We start from the raw sequence: 20,051 nt of genomic DNA, 5'->3' as shown, positions 1-20,051 counted from the left end.
TCGTACATTCACACCGGGCATTGATTTTTCACTAAAAAGCTTCCCCAATCATAAAATATAAGCCATTCGATCCCCCTTCACCGAATCCATAATCCACCCTTATATTCAGTTTTTCCTTTGGTTTAAGGGCAAATCTCAGGCCGGCACCATAGGTATAATGTAATGTATTTAAGGTTCCTATTCTGTCGCTGACTTCCCCTAAACCGCCAAATCCTGTTGCTCCGAACCGCCAAAACAAAGGCAATCTGTATTCAGCCTGAAAGACGACCTGGTTTTTATCCCTGAAACGACCATCATAATATCCTCTCATATTATTGTTTCCGCCAAGCAAAGCCATACTTCTGATGGGTACAGTCCCTTCATTAAAAAATGCAAATGCCTGTAAAGCCAGAACATGTTTGGTATTAACGGCAATATATCGCCTGGCATCGAAAACGATATTCCAGTATGAGTACTCCGAACCGAATAATTTATTAAAATCTATGTATTTCAATTGGGCAAAACTTCCCTTATTTGGTGAAAAAGCCTCATTCCGGCTGTCCCAGGTAAAGCTGACACCAAAACCGGAAACGATGCTTCCGTTCCTTCCGGTAATATTTTCTTTTTCAAAAAGACTCTCACTGATATTCGGTTTATCCATTCCGTATTTAATTCCAAAAACCTTTTGAAACTCATACATTGCGCCGATGAAAAAATTATGATGGAAAAAACTTCGCTGAAGATGTGGAAAAATATAGAATTGTTTATAGATATAGCTTTCCTCATTGGAATCCGGTGTATCATTGCCTAAACCCCAGAATTTATCCGGAAAATAGCTGAAAGAGCCATGAAGTCCTAAAATATATTTCTCATGAGGAAAAAAAATTGTACCATCTAGGGCAACAACAAATTGTTTATTAAGCGAATACAACGCTAAAGTTTGTAAATTTGAAGTTCTTGTGAGGGTATCTTCGTGTGAATACCTGAAAGTATAGGAAGCAGCCGCTCCAAAAGACCAATCGGTTTCAATGGAGTGTGTAATAGCAGGTACAACAAGTAAATTACGATTTCTGGTCAATGCCAGAGAATCATTGATGTTTTGTGATGAAATAAAATTAATTTTATACAAAAAAAGAAAACCCAGTAAAAGCAACTTTTTGTACAATGTTTGTGTTATATATTTCACGATTTTAAAGATCACTACAACCTTACAAAAATTATTAAAGTACAAATTTCAAATATTATTTTTACAACTTCGTATTAATATTACAATATTTAATAATAATTATTTGACAATTAATTAAAATTAAAATTACATTTGCTTAATTTGCATTTTATTATCATATAACATTGGTAAAAAGGTCTATACGCTACCGTTTTGTATTTTTGGTCTTGAAAGCGATACCCAAAAACCATAAGAAACTTTTTTAAAAACTTTATTTTGTACAATTTTAGACGATGGTAAAGTTCGAGTATAAAACCTTCACCCTGGGTGACCAGCTGACTAAAGAGCAGAAAGCCTATTTTCAGAAATACGGAGTCATCCAATTTAAGAATTTCATTAATCAGGAAACGATTCAACTATTCATTAGTGAATTAGATAAAATTGAAAAAAGCTGGATTGAGCAAGGCATTGAGAAAATCAATGGTATTCCACTAAAATTCGGAAAAGATCCCAAGGGCAATAAAATGATCCAAAGGATGTGCTTCACGAATAAGTACAGTACTGTTCTCGCTGAATTTCTGAAAGATCCACGCCTCAAACTTCTGGTTGAACTCTTACAACCATATGATGGCCGTATTAGTGATAACGAAAAAGACGGATTAGTGTTTAACCATTATGTAAATGCTGAAAACAGTAAATTTACGCAAATGGGATGGCACACAGACAGCCCTCGTGATTTGTTCCTGGGTCAGAAAATCCTTCCGATGTTGAACGTTGGTATCCATTTGGACGACTGTCCTTCTTCAAACGGTGGATTGCGAGTACTACCCGGCACGCAAAATCAAAGTGTATTGAAGTTGTTATTCGGTAAAAAACAATTTATTGATCACAATCCGGATCCACGCGAAATCGGTTTTGAAATCAATGCCGGAGATCTGACAATCCACGACGGTCGTTTATGGCATAGAGTGGAAGTTTCTCCAAACTTTGGTGAAAAATCCCGCCGCCGCGTAATGTATGTACCTATCATTACAGGTAAGTACATGCCAAAAAGTGAAAAAAGTAAAACGCCTTTCTATCACCGCTTCGCTAAAGTGGTTCAGAAGTAAGCATATTTTAATATGGTGAAACAGTTTAACTGATTCAAAACCGATCAGTTAAACTGTTTTTTTATTTCCTTAACTCCTGTTCTTCCATAAACGATTGTAAAATAATCGTTGCTGAAACTTTATCCACATTACCTTTCTCTCTCCTGTCTTTTTTTGACATTCCTCCTGAAATCATTGCCTGCAATGCCATTGAAGAGGTAAAACGCTCATCGTGCAAATGAATCGGCATTTCCGGAAATTGCTTTTTCAGATTCTTCACAAAAGCTTCAACTAACGGAGTATTATTGGTATCATTATTATCAAGGTTTTTAGGCATACCTACCACAATAGCTTCTACAGATTCCTTTTCACAGTAATTTTTCAGGAAAGCGATCACATCCTTGCTATGAACAGTATCCAACGCAGACGCTATAATTTTTAAAGGGTCTGTTACTGCCAGCCCTACTCTTTTACTCCCGTAATCAATTGCCAATATCCTTGCCATTCTCTGAAAATCTGTTTTACCAAAATTGCCCCTTTTTAATGATTTTTGCAAAATATTTCATATTTTGAGGAAACAGACCAATTTTATAAGATAGGATATTTCATAAAAAGTGATGAATTTATCCTAAAAGCCGAGGATAGAATTTTTGTTTTTTGTAACTTTAAGTCAAAATTTTATTATTTTAATACTAAAATTGCGTTTCAGGGGAATTAAACCCTTTTTTTGCTTTTCGAAGTGTGGAAAATTGAAAACATGCCAGTGATGAAAGAAAACCAAGACATAAAAAATTCACCGATTATCGTAAAATTACCCATATTAATTTCATTGACTTTAGCAGGCGGGATATTGGTTGGTGCGACATTTTTCGGAGGTCACAACAAAATGGCCGGTGTTACCAAAGGTTTTAACAAATACCGTGAAGTTTTATCACTTGTGGAAACCAGCTATGTAGATTCCGTTAATACTGATACTCTGGTAGATTATTCTATCAAGAAAATGCTGGAAAAGCTGGATCCTCACACTTCTTATTTTTCTGCAGATGAAGCCGCTTTAGCGAAAGCTCCTTTGGAAGCAGGCTTTGACGGAATTGGTATAGAATTCAATGTTTTTAACGATACTGTTTATATTGTAAGTGCCTTACCTAATGGCCCTTCTTCTTCTGCCGGAATAAAAAGCGGCGATAAAATTATCAAAGTAAATGGTGCCTCCCTTACCGGCCCTAAAGTTACCAATGCCTTTATTTACAGTAAATTAAGAGGTCAACGCGGTTCCGAAGTAAAACTGGATATTTTACCTTATGGTGAAAAGACCCTGAAAACTTTTAACGTGACCCGCGACCGTATTCCTTCTTATTCAGTAAGTGCAGGATATATGATTGACAACCAGACCGGCTATATTAAAATTGACCGTTTTTCTGAAACCACTTATGACGAGTTTAAAAATACCTTAAGTGATCTGAAAAATGCCAATATGAAGCGTTTAGTATTAGATCTTCGTGGAAATCCGGGTGGTTATAAAGATCGTGCAGAGAAAATTGTTGATGAATTGCTGGGTGGAGAAAAACTCATTGTTTATACAGATGGTAAAGGAACTCAATACGATTCTCAGACTTTTACCAAAAGAGATGGTATTTTTGAAAAAGGAGCTTTAACCCTGATTGTTGATGAGGGAAGTGCTTCTGCTGCTGAAATCGTTGCAGGTGCCTTGCAGGATAATGACAGAGCCCTGATTGTTGGCCGTCGTTCTTTCGGTAAAGGGCTCGTTCAGATGCCTGTAAACCTTTCTGACGGTTCAGAACTAAGACTTACGATTTCCCGCTATTATACACCAAGCGGAAGAAGTATTCAGAAACCATATACCTTAGGGAAGGAAGATGAATATGAAAAAGATTACGACCAGAGATCTAAAAGCGGGGAATTCTATTCAGCAGACAGCATTAAATTTAACGAGAAATTAAAGTATCGTACTGTTGGCGGAAGAACTGTTTATGGTGGCGGCGGCATTACTCCTGATGTGTTTATTCCAAGAGATACTACCATGTTTACTAAATACCTTTATGAGTTGCTGGGAAAAAACATCATCCGTGAGTATGCTTTGGATTATGCGAATGACAACAGAAAAGCACTTGAAAAAATGACTTTCAAGGATTTTAACAAGCTTTTCGTCATTACTGATGCTATGCTGAGCGACATGCAGAAGCTTGCCAGAAGATCTGATGTTAAACTCAGAGAGAATGATTTCAATCGCTCAAAACCATATATTAAAACTCAGATTAAAGCTTATATCGCCCGCAATATCTGGCAGAATAAAGGCAAAAACGGACTGAATAACGAATATTTTCAGGTAATGGCACAAATGGATGAAACACTTCAGAAGTCTCTGACTTATATTGATAAAGCCGAAAAAATGGCAAGAGGAGAATTGGTAGAGACGATCTCTCATAATTCGAGAAAGCAATAAAAATCTTCTGATTGTAAAATCAATCAATATTTAAAAGCATCGGAATCTTCATTGATTTCGATGCTTTTTTAATGGATATAAATCGTTGAAGCCAGGTCTTTCTTTTCATAATGATTGAAAGCAGAGCATAAGCTATGAAAGGCCTGAGAGCGTTATGCAATTAAAACCAAAAGTATTTCACTCAACAAACCGGGGAAAACCATGAATAATTTGCCGGTAGAGGACAAACATTATCAGCAATACCATACATGAACGCTTTGTTTTACAAATCGGCGCCCTGAATGCAAAAACGGGGAAGAAGTAAATTATACTTCTTCCCCGTTTCTAAATCAGATATTGTAATCTGTTACTTATTCAATAATTCATCGAAAGTAAGACCTACGTAAAACATTGATCCTACAGAAGGGTTTCCAAATGAAGTAGTGTAAGATTTACCAAGAATATTTGTTCCGCCGATTTTCAGGATAGATTTAATTCCTGTCAGTTTCTTTGAAATCTGAGCATCTAAAGTATTAAATGACGGGATGTTTGTATCCGTTGCACTCCATGCCGCAGTAAAACCTGACTGCCATACAAATCCTTCCTGATATCTCCAGGTAACGTTAAATCCAAATCCAGAGCCACCGATATTTCTATTTCCAAGACTTGCATTCAAGCGATAGTTTGGTGTATTAAATTCAGCACGGCCTCCTGAATTTAAGATATTATTATCAAATCCGTTAAGAGAGTTTTTAGAAACATTGAATCCAACATTATAACCTTTATCCAGTCTGTAGTCTAAACCAATACCCCAGCCTTCCGAAGTAGTTTCTCCTTCACTGGTAGCAGGGAATGCATAAACCTGACGTGTTCCGGTATTCAGCAAACCAAGCGGAGAACCACTGGTTGATTGTAAAACAATCTCCTGATAAGTAAAATCCTTGTAAGTATTGTGGTAATAATAAGCATCAAGGAATAATTTAGGAGTAAGCAGGCCTTTGTATCCAAGTTCTATTGTTCTTACTTTTTCAGGCTTGAAAGTTTTTTGCTGATAAGGCTGATACTTTCCTGAAGCTAACACACCTGCCGCAATCTGAGGCGTCTGAGCCGTTGCCTGCTGAGTAGCAAGGTTTTTAATCGCTGCCTGAATAGCCGCCGGATCAGAAGTTGGTGTAATACCATATTTCTGGAAGAAAGCACCAGGATTAGCACCAAATTCCTGTGCTAAGCTATTACCTAACTGAGTACCCAAAGCTGTTACCTGAGCTGTAATATCAGCTACTGCAGATAAGAAAGTATTTCTGGTAAATGCAGGGTTAGTAGCACTGTTAAATCTGTTGGTAAATTCAGGTAAACCTCCGATCAGATAAGCCTGAGGAGTTTTCAGATCGATGTATTGGTTTTGTGTTGTAGGAATACGGAAACCAGTCTGGTAAGAAACACGGAAGTTTTGCTCAGGATTTGGAGAAATTACTGCCGAAACCCTTGGTGTAAACTGACCATCGAAATTCTCATTTTTATCATATCTTGCTGATGCACTCAATTTCAAAACATCAGAGAAGAAAGATTTTGAAATTTGTCCGTAAGCACCCCATTCTTTAATACTGATACTTCTTCCGTCTTTATCTGCAAAAAGAGTTCCTTCTGAGTTTAATGAATAAACTCTGTAGTTACCTCCGACAATGATTTCAGCAAACTTTACACTGTTTTTGAAATTGTACATTCCTTCATAGTGGTAAAGATTGGTCTTGTCATTAAATCCGGCTCCGTTTGGAATTGGTTTCTTTTTAATAGCATTTACTGCATCATCAAACTGCTGTGTTCCCGGAACCAGTCTGTTTCTGTCGGCAAAGGCTCTGGCTGCTGCAGGGTTACCTCCTGTTACACCTGGAACCCCACCTGCAAAAGCTGTAGCATACTCTGCAAACCAGCCACCTATTACTGCTCCTGAAGCATTACGGATTACACTTGGATTATACGCTTCATTCACCAGCTGGCCTAAAGTACCTGCAGCATAAGAATCTCCTGAACGCTCCTGAGTGGTATAAGCACGTAAGAAGAAATTATCTCCTTTCAATTCGATTTTATACTGTCCCAGGTCAAAATTCTTAAGACTGTAACGATCCTGTCCTGTATAAACGCTGGTACCGTTTCCATAATTACCCTGAATAATGGCTTCTACTTTTTCTGTAAGTCTGTAATGTAAACTGGCATTGAATTTCAAACTTCTGGTATTGTAATCAACCAGGTCTTTTTCATAATATCCTGTTCTTGAAACCCTGACATTCGATCCGCCGGCACCAATTGGTAAATCTGAAGCGGTTTCATCTCCATAGGTATTCACACCGTCATATCCCTGATTCGGGTTGGTAGCTCTGTTCGGATTAGCAAAAAGTGAATTACTCAGGTTATATCCGTCTCTGTAATCTGTTGCTTCCCAGTCTTTCGCTCCCAAATAAGAAAAATTAACTTTAAAAGCGAATTTGTTATTAAATGCTTTGGCATAACGTACTGAAATATCATTGAAGTTAGTAGTAGCAGTACTTCTGTTACTTTCATTCATAATTCCTGTTTTTACCGAAGCACTTAAGCCCTGATAAAGAAACGGACTTTTAGAATTCATCAGAAGAATCCCGTTAATGGCATTTGGGCCATATAAAGCCGAAGCAGCTCCCGGAATTAATTCAACACTTTCTACATCAAGTTCAGACATTCCTACGATATTACCCACCGAGAAATTTAAGCCCGGAGCCTGATTATCCATTCCATCCATTAACTGCACCATCCGCACGTTACCATTCGAATTAAATCCACGTGTATTAACCGACTTAAAGGTGAGCGATTGTGTACTCATTTCCACACCTTTTATATTAGCTAGCGCATCATAAAAGTTTACGGACGGGGTTTCTCTGATAGCACGAATATCCATTTTTTCAATTGACGCAGCCGATTTCATAATGTTTTCCTCCACTCTGGAGGCCGAAACAACCACTTCCTGGCCCATCACAGATTGTTCTACCATCTGAATATTTAAATCAGATTTACTATCTGTTATGGTAAATTCCTGGGGGGCATACCCGACAATCGTCACTCCGATTTTAAAAGGTACAGGTGTAACAGTTGTTAAAGAAAAATTACCTTTCTGATCAGTAATCGTTCCAACCACTTTTCCTTTTACAGAGATACTTACACCTACAAGAGATTCCTTGGTTGAAGCATCTGATACCTTTCCTGAAATCTTAGTTTGTGCAAATGAAGTTATTCCTATCAGCAGGATTAATACGGTTATTGTGCTAAACCGCAAAATTGTAAAATTTGATTTCATAATCTGATTTTTATTGTATTAACAGTTGTATTACCTAGCTTTACGCCATAAAGATGCAAATTATTCGGTTAAAAAAAATAAACATGTTACAAAATTTTCCAAAAATTATTATATAATGTTATGCTTGCCGATTATTTTCCATAAAATCGAATATTTAAAGTTTCAAGTTAATATTTTATAGTAATTTCTACTTATCCAAATCCTGTAATGACAATATATACATATGAAAAATCTCATTATCTTACTCATTACAATTTCTTTAGTCAGTTGTAAAAAGAATCTTACGATAATCAAAGAGGATTTCAATCATACCTCAGTACCACCCAGGCCTGACTACAGCAGAGAGGAAAACTGGGCGTCTTTACCTTCAAAAGTCGATCCGGCAGACAGCATTCCTGTTAATTCTAATCTGAAAAATGAACAGGCAACAGCTTTAGCAGATGTTTTCTTTGTTCACCCTACTATATTTACCGGTGAGCCCAAAGATCAATATATCTGGAACGCAGATGTCAATAATGCTGAAATGAATCAAAATGTAGATTATTCTACGATTCTGAATCAGGCATCAGTCTTTAATGGTTCCTGCAAAATTTATGCGCCAAGATACCGGCAAGCACATTATTTTGCTTTTTTTACGAAAAATCATCAGGATAGAGACAATGCACTGAATCTCGCCTATGAAGATGTAAAGTCAGCTTTTGAATATTATTTAAGAAACTATAATCATGGAAGGCCTGTCATTATTGCATCTCACAGCCAGGGAACAGTCCACGCTACCCGGCTGATCAAAGAATTTTTTGACGAAAAACCCTTACAAACGCAGTTAGTTGCCGCTTATCTGATAGGAATTTCTACTTCTTATAATAGTTTTACAAATATTAAACCTTGTAAATCTGCAAAAGAAGTAGGTTGTTTCGTATCTTGGAACACTTTTACCAGAGACTATTATCCATCCTGGTACGAAAATGGCTTAAGATCCTCTGTAAGTACCAATCCACTGACCTGGAGTCTTGATGAAAATTATGCACCTAAAGAATTAAACAAAGGTGGAGTAGGTTTGAGATTCAGAATGATTCCCGAATTAACCGATGCACAGAACCATCAGGGGATGCTTTGGATCAGTCAGCCTTATATCAAAGGAAGGTTTTTGCTTAAAACCAAAGTATGGCATAAAGCTGATATTAATTTCTTCTACATGAGCATTCGTGAAAACGCTGCCCTTAGAATAGATAACTTTTTAAAAGAAGCACATTAATTACTTTTCAACACTTTACAATGAACAACAACTTTGTAGTTATTATGGCTGGAGGTGTAGGAACAAGATTCTGGCCTTTTAGTCGGACAAATAATCCTAAACAATTCCATGATGTGCTGGGAACAGGCAAATCCCTGCTTCAGCAAACGGCTGCCCGGTTTGATGGTATTTGTCCCAAAGAAAATATTTACATCGTTACCAGTGCAGATTACGTAAATCTGATTAAACAACAGCTCCCGTTTCTGTCTGACGAACAAATTCTTGCTGAGCCCATCCGCAGAAACACTGCACCCTGTGTTGCTTATGCCAGCTATAAAATTGCCAAAAAGAATCCTAATGCCAATATCATTGTTGCTCCTTCTGATCATATTATTCTTCAGGAAAGAGAATTTGAACGCAGGATAAACATTGCCATCAATGAAGCAATGAATGAAGATGTATTGGTAACGTTAGGTATTCAGCCAAGCCGTCCGGACACCGGCTATGGCTATATTCAATACATTCAGGACGATAATGAGGTTAAAAAAGTAAAAACATTTACAGAAAAACCTCATCTTGAGCTGGCAAAAGCTTTTCTGGAAAGCGGTGAATACGTATGGAATGCCGGAATTTTTGTATGGAATGTAAGAGCCATTAAAAAAGCATTTGATTTATATCTTCCTAAGATGGCTGAGATTTTTGACGACGGAGAGCCTTTTTATTTCACAGATCAGGAATCAGATTTTATCAGCAAGGCATACCACATTTGCAAGAGCATTTCTATTGACAATGGTATCATGGAAAAAGCACAGAATGTTTTTGTGGTATTAAGTGATTTTGGATGGTCTGACCTGGGAACCTGGAAATCACTATATGAGGTTTCCAATAAGGACGAAAGCGAGAATGTAACAGACGGCCATGTGATGCTGTATGATGTAAAAAACAGCATTATCAAAACACCTCAGGAAAGATTAGTCGTGGTACAGGGTTTGGATGGATATATTGTAGCAGAATATGATAATGTTTTAATGATCTGTCAGAAAGATCAGGAGCAAAAAGTCAAGAATTTTGTAACTGACGCTCAGGAAAGAGGCGATCATTTTATTTAAGAACTAAAAAGCGGCCGGATTGAAATCCGGCCGCTTTTTAGTTCCCTGCTACAATCCCTCCTAATTCTTTCATCTGAATCAGAATCCTTACGTTTTCAGGACAATCAATATCCTGTCCAACCACCTGATATCCACTCAATAGTATCTTCGCTTCCGGAAAAGCATTAGACAATTCATAAACATAACTCTGTACCTCATCCGGCCCCGGAACAGATGTTATTACTGAGAATATATAATCCGGTTTATGGACTTTATAAGCGAAAAGCAATTCAGAAAAAGGTAAACTCTGACCAAGGTAAATTACCTTATTCTGCCTGGCCCGAATGATATAATTACCAAAAAGTAAACTCAATTCATGTAATTCTCCTTCAGGTAAACAAAGTAAAAATTTCTTCGCTCCGGGTTTTAAAGTAGCAAGCTGTCCGTCTATAGCAACAATTATTTTTTGTCTGACAAGATTGGAGATAAAATGTTCCTGCGCAGGTCCGATCGATCCTGTTACCCATAAGGTACCAATACGGCTTAAGAATGGATAAATGATGTTAATCATCATCGTTTCAAACCCATACTGAATTGTATTTGTATTAATAATTTTCTCAAACCTCTCTTCATCTAAGTCAAGCATCGACAATGTCAGCGCATGAATCTGATCAGGATAACTGAGTTGCTGGTCAGAAATTTTCACGACTTCCTTACTCATTGTCTCAGGTGTCATTTTTGAAATTTCGGAGATTTTATATCCGTGTTCCTTCAATAAAGCAATATTCAATACCAATTTCAGATCCCCGTCATCATAAGTACGAATATTGGTATCTGTACGGTTAGGCCGCAGAATATCATATCGCTGCTCCCAAATTCTTAGTGTATGAGCTTTAATACCTGAAAGTTGCTCTAAATCTTTTATGGAATAAATACTCATCTTGTGGTCTATCTTGTCTTGCTGAAATATGTAACCTTCTTCCTAAGATTTATCTGAATAGAAATTATTTTACGCTGGCAGGTTGTTTTTTCTCAAATAATGTGGCCTCCATTGTTTTCTGTCATCGGTCCTTAAGATATGAATATTAACAGAACTTTTCTTTTTTAAAAAAGTTTAAAATTATATCCAATTTCCTGAATATCAATGCATCAGGACAACAAAGCGAATGCTAAAGTATGTGCGCTGAAAAACAAAACCTCTAAAAGCAGTAATCTCAGAGCTAAAGCGTTTGTCTTAGAAAACCGGGATTTATTAAAATACACATGGAGGATAAAACTAATCACAAACCAGGCGATGTAATTCTGCACAGGTATTATTCCATCTTTCCAATGCCAGAAATCAAGTCTTACGGCAACAGGTTCAATTAAAACATCCAGTGCAGTCATTAGAAAGGCTCCTGATACTGATGCAAACATATTTGCCGAAAACCCTGTATGAACATGCTTGCTTAGAAAGGCAGTTATTTTATCAGAGCATATTCCGGTACAATAAATTAAGGTAAGCCAATTGGCTCCAATTGTAAGCGGAACATCAAATATTTTAAATCCCAGGGTCTTCCCGTAAACATATTCCCCGAAAATCACCCCGGTTTTTACTCCTAAAACTTCCACAAAAAAGCCGGTGCTGAAAACGATAAGGCTAAAAACAATAAATTTTCTATTGTATTCTTCCTGAAAAAGAAGCAAAAGTGCCAGAGAAATCCAAAGGTTAAATGGGGAAAGAGATTTGAAAAGCTCCTGGGTAAAGGGTATCTGAAGACCAATAACCCCTGCAATATACATTAATGGTAAAATAACGAAAATAACTTTCCTGTATCGTAGGGTCAAAATATCATGGAGATGATTTGGCTGCATAGAAACATCATTATTCTTACCCGAAAATGGTTATTCATTATTATAAAAAAAAGCCTTGTCATAATGACAAGGCTCTGGGAGAATGATGGGGTTCGAACCCACGACCCTCGGAACCACAAACCGATGCTCTAACCAGCTGAGCTACAATCTCCGTGTGTTTTGGGAATGCAAAATTAACGAACAATTATCAAAATACAAGAATTTGAATGAAATTTTATCAAAAAAAATGAGGTTTTGATAATTGTTCGTTCTAACTATCTAAGCCTTAGCGGCTTTATAACGTGCTTCAGCAGCTTCCCAGTTTAATACATTCCAGAATGCATCAATATAATCAGGGCGCTTGTTCTGAAACTTCAGATAATACGCATGTTCCCATACATCAAGACCAATAATTGGTGTACCTTTCACCTCAGCAACATCCATCAACGGATTGTCTTGATTTGGGGTGGATGAAATCGCAATTGAGCCATCTTTCTGAGCTACTAACCAGGCCCAGCCAGAACCGAAACGACCAATACCTGCTTTTTTAAATTCAGCTTTAAAATCGTCAAATGAACCAAATTTTGCAGTGATTGCCTCAGCAAGTGAACCTACCGGTGCTCCTCCTCCATTTGGAGACAAAATATTCCAGAAGAAAGTATGGTTAAAATGACCTCCTCCGTTATTACGAACAGCAGGAGCCAATTTACTGATATTTGCCAATAAATCTTCCAGTGACTTACCTTCCAATTCTGTACCGGTAACGGCAGCATTAAGATTAGTTACGTATGCATTATGATGACGGTCATGGTGAATTTCCATTGTCAAGGCATCGAAATGAGGTTCTAACGCATTATTTGCGTATGGAAGCGGATCTAATACAAATGTCATATTTAAGTTATATTAAGTTATAAGGTTATTGCTCTGAAATAGACTAAACCAAAAATATATACTGACAAAATTAAAATTTTGCCCGTCATAATCAAAATCTCTCCTCTCAGTTCAATCGGTTTATTCAGAGTCCTCTTGCCACTGTAACGACTGAATATCTTTTTAGGTTCTTAATTTCTTAAAAAAATTACGTAAAAGTTCCTCTGATTCATGCTGAAGAACTCCTTTTATCAGGATCGTTTTAGGATGAAGCACTGTTTGTTTTACGTTTTCGAATCCTCTCTTATCATCTGAGGCAGCAAAAACCAGTCTCCCCAATTGTGACCAATAAATTGCCCCTGCGCACATGAGACAGGGTTCAAGCGTAACATACAAAGTGCAATCCTTTAAATATTTTGCGCCAAGATATTGAGTGGCGGCAGTTAATGCCAGCATTTCCGCATGTGCCGTAACGTCGTTTAATCTTTCTGTCTGATTGTAAGCTTTTGCGATAATTCTCTCCTGACATACAACGACAGCTCCTACGGGAATTTCACCTTCTTCAAATGCCATTTCGGCTTGCCGAAGCGCTATTCCCATAAAATATTCATCAGAAAAGAACATTGGTTTTCTGAGCTATAATACTCAGCATTTCATTAAAGTTATTATATTTTCTTCCCAAAAAACGTACAATTTTACCTTTTACTCCCATTGCAGGAGTATAATTTACAATTTCATAATCATAGATAGATAAATTCACCTCTCTGCAATATTCTTTGATCTCCTGAATAGTGTATTCTCTGAAATGTCCCGGATTGATACAGTTTTCACGGATTTTTTCATAAGGATTTTGCCCCATCAGCATAATCATTCTTTTTTTCAAAGACACTGCATTGGGTGTACCCAGATAAAGAAATCCTCCCGGATTAATAAAAGTTGACACAAAATCCAGTACAATAGAAGGTGCTGTATGCAAATGTTCTATCACCTCAGCCATAATTACCAGGTCATGTTTGTCAGAACTAATCCATTTCTCCTTGTGCTGACAACAATTCAGGTCAAAATTGAAATGAGTATGAATCATTTCAGAAGGCACTATTTTTTTGTCAATCGGCCAGCCCAGGGTATTAATCTCAACCTTTTCGCCATAAAATCTTTTAAGTATTCCTGTCAGATAATGAGGTCCGATATCAAGGATGTTTACCTTATTCTTAGTCTCAATAATCTTTTTGATCAAAGGATCTATGGTTTGGATAATGTGGCTATATCTGATGGCATGGGATTCCAGATAGCCTTTTTCAATGGGTGTCAGCTCGATGTCAGCAAAAAAAGAAATTATCTTCTCTGCGGATAGTTTTATCTCAATCATTCGATACCTTTTAAATTAATCTTTCAACAGTTCTCTATTATTCCAAAAACTCTCTTTATGACTCTTTAAACCCAAAGGACTTCATAAATCTTTGTACAGAGATATTGTTTAATAAAACCGGAGAAATACATTACTCCGGAGATTAAATTTAATCTAGGTTCTTAACTGATTATCAACAAGTATTATTATTTCATCAAGCGTTTTCTTACCTCGGCCAACCTGCTAAATGAGTAAACGGCCGGAAGCCCGCTGTCTTAATAAAGCATCAACCAATACCAAAGCTGCCATACCCTCTACAATTGGTACGGCTCTTGGCACAACACATGGATCATGACGTCCTTTCCCTGATACCGTTACAACATTACCATTCTGATCCAGGCTTTCCTGATCCTGCATAATAGTTGCCACCGGCTTAAATGCTACACGGAAATAAATGTCAGCTCCGTTGGAAATCCCTCCCTGAATACCTCCGGAATAATTTGTATGGGTTTTAACTACTCCATTTTCATCATAAAAAAGGTCGTTATGTTCTGAGCCATACATTTCGACTCCCTCAAACCCGCTGCCATATTCAAAGCCCTTTACCGCATTGATGCTTAACATGGCTTTTCCTAATTCTGCATGAAGTTTGTCAAAAACAGGCTCTCCCAATCCCGCAGGCGTTCCTGTAATAACACAATTTACTACTCCACCGATTGAGTCTCCTTTTTTACGGGTCTCGTCAATCAAATCGAACATTTTCTGTGCAATTTCCGGATCAGGGCATCTTACCGCATTTTCTTCGGCTTTTGACAAATCTAGGCCCTGATACGGTTTATCTAATTTTAACTTTCCGACTTGCGAAACATAAGCGTGAATCTCCACATTAATCTGTCTGAGTACAAGTTTTGCCAAAGCTCCGGCAGCAACCCTTGCTACAGTTTCGCGGGCAGAACTTCTTCCTCCTCCTCGATAATCACGTGTTCCGTATTTAACCTGATATGTATAATCAGCATGAGATGGCCTGAACTGTTCAGAAATATGAGAATAATCCTTCGACCGCTGATCCCCGTTCCAAACCATCATGGCAATGGGTGTTCCCTGCGTTTTACCTTCAAATACCCCTGAAAGAACCTGAAACTCATCTGCTTCCTTTCTTTGTGTGGTGATACGTGACTGCCCGGGTTTACGACGATCCAATTCGCTTTGGATAAACTCCTGGTCAAAGTCAATTCCGGCAGGACAACCATCAATAATTACTCCCACAGCAGCACCATGGGACTCTCCGAAAGTACTGATTTTAAATATTTTACCGTATGAACTGCTCATTTGGAAATTTAGATTCAAATTTACTTATATACCAAAATGACTCAGAAAATGATTTTAAAACATTCTCTAAACCATTTTTCACCTATTTTCTTCTCCAAAAAATATAAGTCATGCCTAATAACATAAATATTATCAGGACATTAGCTTCATCTTTCAATATTTTTGAATAATCAGTTTGTTGCTTTGAAGTATCCACCTTATCCAGTCCATCATAAACCGACCCGGCAGTTACCGGAGCTTCAACAGTCTGTATCTTCTTTCCCGAAACCTGAATCACAAGGCTTGATTTCAGAGTATCATACTTCGAGCTGACCGGATTAAAATAAATCCATCTGAAGTACTTTGATAATGCAAAACTACCAGCTTGTTTCGGAATAATCTGAAAAGTGAAGGTTTTATTGCCAATAATTTTTCCGTTCTGAGGTGTTACAACCGACTCAGACTCCGGTGGATAAAAGTCAAAAAGACTGTCATTCTTTATCTCAGGGATTTTTATAGTAGAGATATTTCCATCTCCGGCAATAGTCATTCGGTATTGAAAAGCCTTTCCGGTAGACATCTTTACTTTATTGGTATTTTCTTTAAGATAGAATGTTCCTACCGAAATTTCCTGTCTCAGAGGGTGAGCAGGTAATTCTTTCGGTTCCACAATAACCTGTCGGGAAACAAATCTGATTATTTCAGGTAATTTTTCTCCGTTTTTGACAGTTTTGAACTTTACCAGATTGAGGGCAGCAGCTGGAAATATAACTTTCTGATTATTAAGCGCATAGAATGTGGCCCGATAAAACATATATTCTGTGTATTTTTTGTCATTTATCGTAACCTTGCTGATTTTTTCTTCTGTCAATCCATGACTTTCCTCCCAGCAGTTGTTGGGCTTTATTCTTTTTATGATTTCAGGAATCTGGATTTCATTATTCTTAAACTGCATTTCTGCCCCATTGCTTTCAGCCACATAAAATGCGAGTGTTACCGTAAAACCCTCTCCTACGAAAGGTTTGGATTTTGTGGTAGTAAGTGCCAGAAACGCATCTTCTTTGACTTCCTCAAAATCTTTGAAATTACTGGCATCTATAAAATCAGCAAAGTCATCATTTGACGCTGACTTGTTATCTTTTTCAGGAGAAACAATGACATTTGCCATTTCTGATTTTACCTCCGTCCCATTGACTGTAATTTTGATCGGATTAACCTTAAAGCTCCCTTCCTTTATAGCCTGGTAATTTTGGGTGATTGTATAAGTGATAATTTTCTGGCCATTTGCATATGATGTAGCACGGGAAGTGGAAGTTCCTCTTTTCAAAAAATTCGGAATTTCCGGGAATTTGGCAACCGGGGTTTCAACCTCTCCGGTCTTGCGTATTGTTACGCTCACTGCCAAAGGTTCATTCACTCCAATATTTCGTTCCCCAATAAGTACAGAAATTTCTGTCTCCTGAGCTTTTGCAAAAAAACTCAACAGGAAACAAAAAAATATTAAAATAATTATATAATTTTGTCGCAAACACATCGTTATACAAAAATAATAGTTTTATATAGAGGGTTAGCAAATAGATTATTTATGTTTAGAAATTAGTATAATCGGTTTGAGTGATTTCTGGAAATTTAAAGTGTTTATTCCATTGAAAACCGATAAAGCTTTCTGATAAATACGTTTTAAACATTATAAAAATTACTTCTTAATACTATTTGATTGTTAACCAGCTCAAAAATCTTAGGACTACCATGACTACCATCGAATATGTAAAAATGATTTTAAGCAAAGTAAGTTTTGATGCAAAATTGTTTGAAAAAGAGTTAAAAAAAGCTGTAAAGAGCCTCGTTATTGAAGAAATTAAACAATTAAGAGATTGGTGTTATGAGCAATTTGGTATGATTTATCGCCAAATTCTCCATCGGTGTTTTAACAGGTTCCGGGCAAAAATCGGTTTTTCATAAGCCAAAACACAAAGAGGTAGCGTAATTTCTACCTCTTTGTGTTTTTAAACAGTATTCAGTTTTACTGACTTTTTCCGAACATACTATCCCATGAAGCTGAATATCTTTCTTTATCATCTTTAAAAATAAAAGTTTAATCCTTTTTCAAATACAGATTTACAGAATTTTATACTAATTTGAACATTGATATTTCCTCCCTACTCCTATCATTTCCATAAATCAGGATATTATTCACATTTAACCTGCGTTTCAACAGGTTATTTTGGCAAACACTGAGAATCGCATCCAATTTCAGTAGTTTTCAGGCAATTACCGTCAAACTGCTTCCTGAAAATCTATATTTAATTCTCTGACAGATGCATTCCACATTATTAAGTTTTCTTAAAATCGAATAACAGTCCTTGCAAAAGTCCTTTTATTCAATGTAAATTTCGGCTTAGCATTCCACAGAAAAGAATAGTAGGCATTTTATTACTGAAATTATCAGACTTTCTCTAAAGCCCTTTTGACTATTGAATCATTGATATTTTGGTGAGAAAAAATCATTTTCTATTATTTTATTCCAAATGAAAAATAATTTACTTAAACATTTCGACGACGAAACCTTGCTGGCTTTATTGCAGGATCATGACGACGTGAACGCGTTTGAGGAAATTTATCTTCGTTATTTGCCAATGCTATATAATAAAGCAAACGAAAAACTGAGAAATCATTTTATGGCCCAGGAAGCCATTCAGGATCTTTTTATAAGTTTCTGGCAAAATTATCCTAAAATTCAACTGCAAACCAATCTTAGGAATTACCTCTTCGGAATAGTTAAAAATCAGATTATCAATCAGTTCAGAAAACAATTATTACAGGAAAAACTGCTGCTTCAGGAAATTGATTCTACGAACTGCACAGAAGAAACCTTAGCTTACGAAACACTTAATAACGATTATCAGCACGCATTGTCTAAACTGCCGGAAAAATGCCGCGAGGTATTTTTATTGAGCAGAATGGGGCATACAAATAAAGAGATTGCCGGCAAACTCCAGATTGCCGAAAAAACCGTTGAACAACATATTACCAAGGCTCTTCGCCTGCTTCGCCTTCACCTCAAAGACTACGCATTACTCGCCGTATTAGGGTTTTATACAATTTCTTAATTTTTTTTTGAAATCGAGTAAGGGTATTTATCGCTGACATGCGACTTACAGTCAGACTCACGAAACACACCCTTATTTATAATGCAAAAAAACATTGACCCGGACTTGCTTAAGCGTTACTTAGAAAACAGCCTTAACCCTGAAGAAAAGGAAAAGGTTGAGCTTTGGTATGAATCCCTTCCGGGCGATGAAGATAGCTGGTCAAAGTTATCCCCTCAGCAAAAAGACACATTTCAGGTTGAAACCTGGGAAAATATTAACCAACACATCGAATTACCGGGTTCCGGGAAAGTCATTTCATTCAGGCCTTCCTGGTTAAGAACAGGAATGATTGCTGCTTCAGTATTAATTATTCTGGGAGTATTGGGTGTTCTCTGGCAGAAAAGAGAAAAAGTATTCAGTCAGGAATCTGCTGTAGCAGAAATCTCAGACAACTGGAAAGTATTCACCAATACTCAAAATAAGATTGTAAGACATAATTTTTCTGATGGAAGTGCGGTTTGGCTCCATCCGAATACAGAAGTTCGTTTTCCGGTACGTTTTTCAGGAAAACAACGAAAAATCATCTTCCGTGGGGAAGGTTTTTTTGAAATCGCCAAAGACCGTCAGCATCCGTTTATCATCCAGACAGATAAAATTCAGATTGCGGTACTTGGAACAAGTTTTACTGTGAAGTCCAGGACTAAAAATTCTCCTGTTGAGGTTTCTGTAGTTACCGGAAAGGTTTCTGTGAAAGTGATGGAAGAAAGTGTGAATAAATCCTCCGCAATCTTAACGGCCGGTCAGTCTGTTGCCTATAATCCACAGACTACTCTTTTAACAGTCAACAAAAATATTATTAAAGAAAATAAACAGACACTTTATCAACCAGTTACAATCAGCTTCGACAATTCACGTCTGGAAGATGTAATCAAACAGCTTGAAGAGAAATTTGATACAAAAATCACACTTATCAATGCCCAGATTGCAAACTGCAGAATTACTGCAGATTTCGATCAGGAGAATTTATTATTGATTTTAGACATTATTTCAGAAACTACCAATCTTTCCTACAGTCTGGAAAATAATCAGGTAGAACTTTCGGGGCCTGGCTGTAACTGATAAATCATTAACTTAAACTCACCCTCAATCAAAATGAACTCTTACTGTCATTATCCATAAACCCTCAAAATCCAGTGTAAACAAACGCTCAAACTTTAACGAAACCCAATTTAATCTATCACAAACACTTGTGATGATGGATTCTTTTTGTCCAGAAAA

17 protein-coding genes and 1 tRNA gene are annotated in these 20,051 nt (G+C 37.0%); 7 read left to right on the top strand and 11 right to left on the bottom strand.

The window, feature by feature from the left end:
* Positions 1-31: 31 nt before the first annotated feature.
* The gene (locus BM179_RS16815) at positions 32-1,165 is read right to left on the bottom strand and encodes a BamA/TamA family outer membrane protein (protein ID WP_229632969.1); all 1,134 of its coding nucleotides are present in this window, start codon (positions 1,163-1,165) and stop codon (positions 32-34) included.
* 272 nt (positions 1,166-1,437) lie between these two features.
* On the opposite strand from BM179_RS16815, the gene BM179_RS16810 reads away from it, so the two are divergent.
* Positions 1,438-2,253: a phytanoyl-CoA dioxygenase family protein gene (locus BM179_RS16810; RefSeq protein ID WP_092018318.1), complete on the top strand. Its 816-nt coding sequence runs from the start codon at positions 1,438-1,440 to the stop codon at positions 2,251-2,253.
* Positions 2,254-2,314: 61 nt separating this feature from the next.
* On the opposite strand, the gene ruvX is transcribed toward BM179_RS16810, so the two are convergent.
* Positions 2,315-2,737 (bottom strand): Holliday junction resolvase RuvX, encoded by a 423-nt coding sequence (ruvX, locus tag BM179_RS16805; protein ID WP_092018317.1) that lies wholly within the window; start codon positions 2,735-2,737, stop codon positions 2,315-2,317.
* A gap of 261 nt (positions 2,738-2,998) precedes the next feature.
* On the opposite strand from ruvX, the gene BM179_RS16800 reads away from it, so the two are divergent.
* On the top strand, positions 2,999-4,696 hold the full coding sequence (locus BM179_RS16800; protein WP_229632968.1) for a S41 family peptidase: 1,698 nt from the start codon (positions 2,999-3,001) through the stop codon (positions 4,694-4,696).
* A gap of 346 nt (positions 4,697-5,042) precedes the next feature.
* Here BM179_RS16800 and BM179_RS16795 read toward each other — a convergent pair whose 3' ends face one another.
* Positions 5,043-8,000, bottom strand: a complete 2,958-nt coding sequence (locus BM179_RS16795) for a TonB-dependent receptor (protein WP_092018315.1) — start codon at positions 7,998-8,000, stop codon at positions 5,043-5,045.
* A gap of 223 nt (positions 8,001-8,223) precedes the next feature.
* On the opposite strand from BM179_RS16795, the gene BM179_RS16790 reads away from it, so the two are divergent.
* Positions 8,224-9,255, top strand: coding sequence for a DUF3089 domain-containing protein (locus BM179_RS16790; protein WP_092018314.1), 1,032 nt, complete (start codon positions 8,224-8,226; stop codon positions 9,253-9,255).
* Between the two features lie 20 nt (positions 9,256-9,275).
* The gene (locus BM179_RS16785; RefSeq protein ID WP_092018313.1) at positions 9,276-10,343 is read left to right on the top strand and encodes a mannose-1-phosphate guanylyltransferase; all 1,068 of its coding nucleotides are present in this window, start codon (positions 9,276-9,278) and stop codon (positions 10,341-10,343) included.
* A gap of 37 nt (positions 10,344-10,380) precedes the next feature.
* Here BM179_RS16785 and BM179_RS16780 read toward each other — a convergent pair whose 3' ends face one another.
* The 8 genes from BM179_RS16780 to BM179_RS16745 form a co-directional block, all read right to left on the bottom strand.
* Positions 10,381-11,262, bottom strand: coding sequence for a MerR family transcriptional regulator (locus BM179_RS16780; RefSeq protein WP_092018312.1), 882 nt, complete (start codon positions 11,260-11,262; stop codon positions 10,381-10,383).
* Positions 11,263-11,471: 209 nt separating this feature from the next.
* The gene (locus tag BM179_RS16775; protein ID WP_092018311.1) at positions 11,472-12,176 is read right to left on the bottom strand and encodes a carotenoid biosynthesis protein; all 705 of its coding nucleotides are present in this window, start codon (positions 12,174-12,176) and stop codon (positions 11,472-11,474) included.
* 76 nt (positions 12,177-12,252) lie between these two features.
* Positions 12,253-12,328: transfer RNA gene (locus tag BM179_RS16770), tRNA-His, on the bottom strand.
* A 106-nt stretch (positions 12,329-12,434) separates the two neighbouring features.
* On the bottom strand, positions 12,435-13,046 hold the full coding sequence (locus BM179_RS16765) for a superoxide dismutase (protein WP_092018310.1): 612 nt from the start codon (positions 13,044-13,046) through the stop codon (positions 12,435-12,437).
* Between the two features lie 162 nt (positions 13,047-13,208).
* Complete coding sequence (locus tag BM179_RS16760; RefSeq protein ID WP_092018309.1) at positions 13,209-13,649, bottom strand: nucleoside deaminase; 441 nt, start codon at positions 13,647-13,649, stop codon at positions 13,209-13,211.
* Positions 13,636-14,394, bottom strand: coding sequence for a methyltransferase domain-containing protein (locus BM179_RS16755; protein WP_092018308.1), 759 nt, complete (start codon positions 14,392-14,394; stop codon positions 13,636-13,638). The genes BM179_RS16760 and BM179_RS16755 overlap by 14 nt, the downstream gene beginning before the upstream one ends.
* A 222-nt stretch (positions 14,395-14,616) precedes the next feature.
* Positions 14,617-15,702 carry a chorismate synthase gene (aroC, locus tag BM179_RS16750; RefSeq protein WP_092018307.1) on the bottom strand — a complete coding sequence of 362 codons (1,086 nt, stop codon included), beginning with the start codon at positions 15,700-15,702 and terminating at the stop codon, positions 14,617-14,619.
* Between the two features lie 82 nt (positions 15,703-15,784).
* Entirely contained in the window at positions 15,785-17,215 is a 1,431-nt protein-coding gene (locus tag BM179_RS16745; protein ID WP_092018306.1) for a BatD family protein, read from the bottom strand.
* A 215-nt stretch (positions 17,216-17,430) separates the two neighbouring features.
* On the opposite strand from BM179_RS16745, the gene BM179_RS16740 reads away from it, so the two are divergent.
* From BM179_RS16740 to BM179_RS16730, 3 genes are all read left to right on the top strand, one after another.
* Positions 17,431-17,643: a hypothetical protein gene (locus BM179_RS16740; RefSeq protein ID WP_092018305.1), complete on the top strand. Its 213-nt coding sequence runs from the start codon at positions 17,431-17,433 to the stop codon at positions 17,641-17,643.
* A gap of 566 nt (positions 17,644-18,209) precedes the next feature.
* Positions 18,210-18,791, top strand: a complete 582-nt coding sequence (locus BM179_RS16735) for an RNA polymerase sigma factor (RefSeq protein ID WP_092018304.1) — start codon at positions 18,210-18,212, stop codon at positions 18,789-18,791.
* 81 nt (positions 18,792-18,872) lie between these two features.
* Positions 18,873-19,892 (top strand): FecR family protein, encoded by a 1,020-nt coding sequence (locus tag BM179_RS16730; protein ID WP_092018303.1) that lies wholly within the window; start codon positions 18,873-18,875, stop codon positions 19,890-19,892.
* The last annotated feature ends 159 nt before the right edge of the window (positions 19,893-20,051 follow it).

The organism is Pseudarcicella hirudinis (assembly GCF_900115665.1).
GTDB lineage: Bacteria > Bacteroidota > Bacteroidia > Cytophagales > Spirosomataceae > Pseudarcicella > Pseudarcicella hirudinis.
The sequence above is the reverse complement of the archived record's forward strand: the minus strand, read 5'-3'. Positions and strand labels throughout refer to the sequence as shown.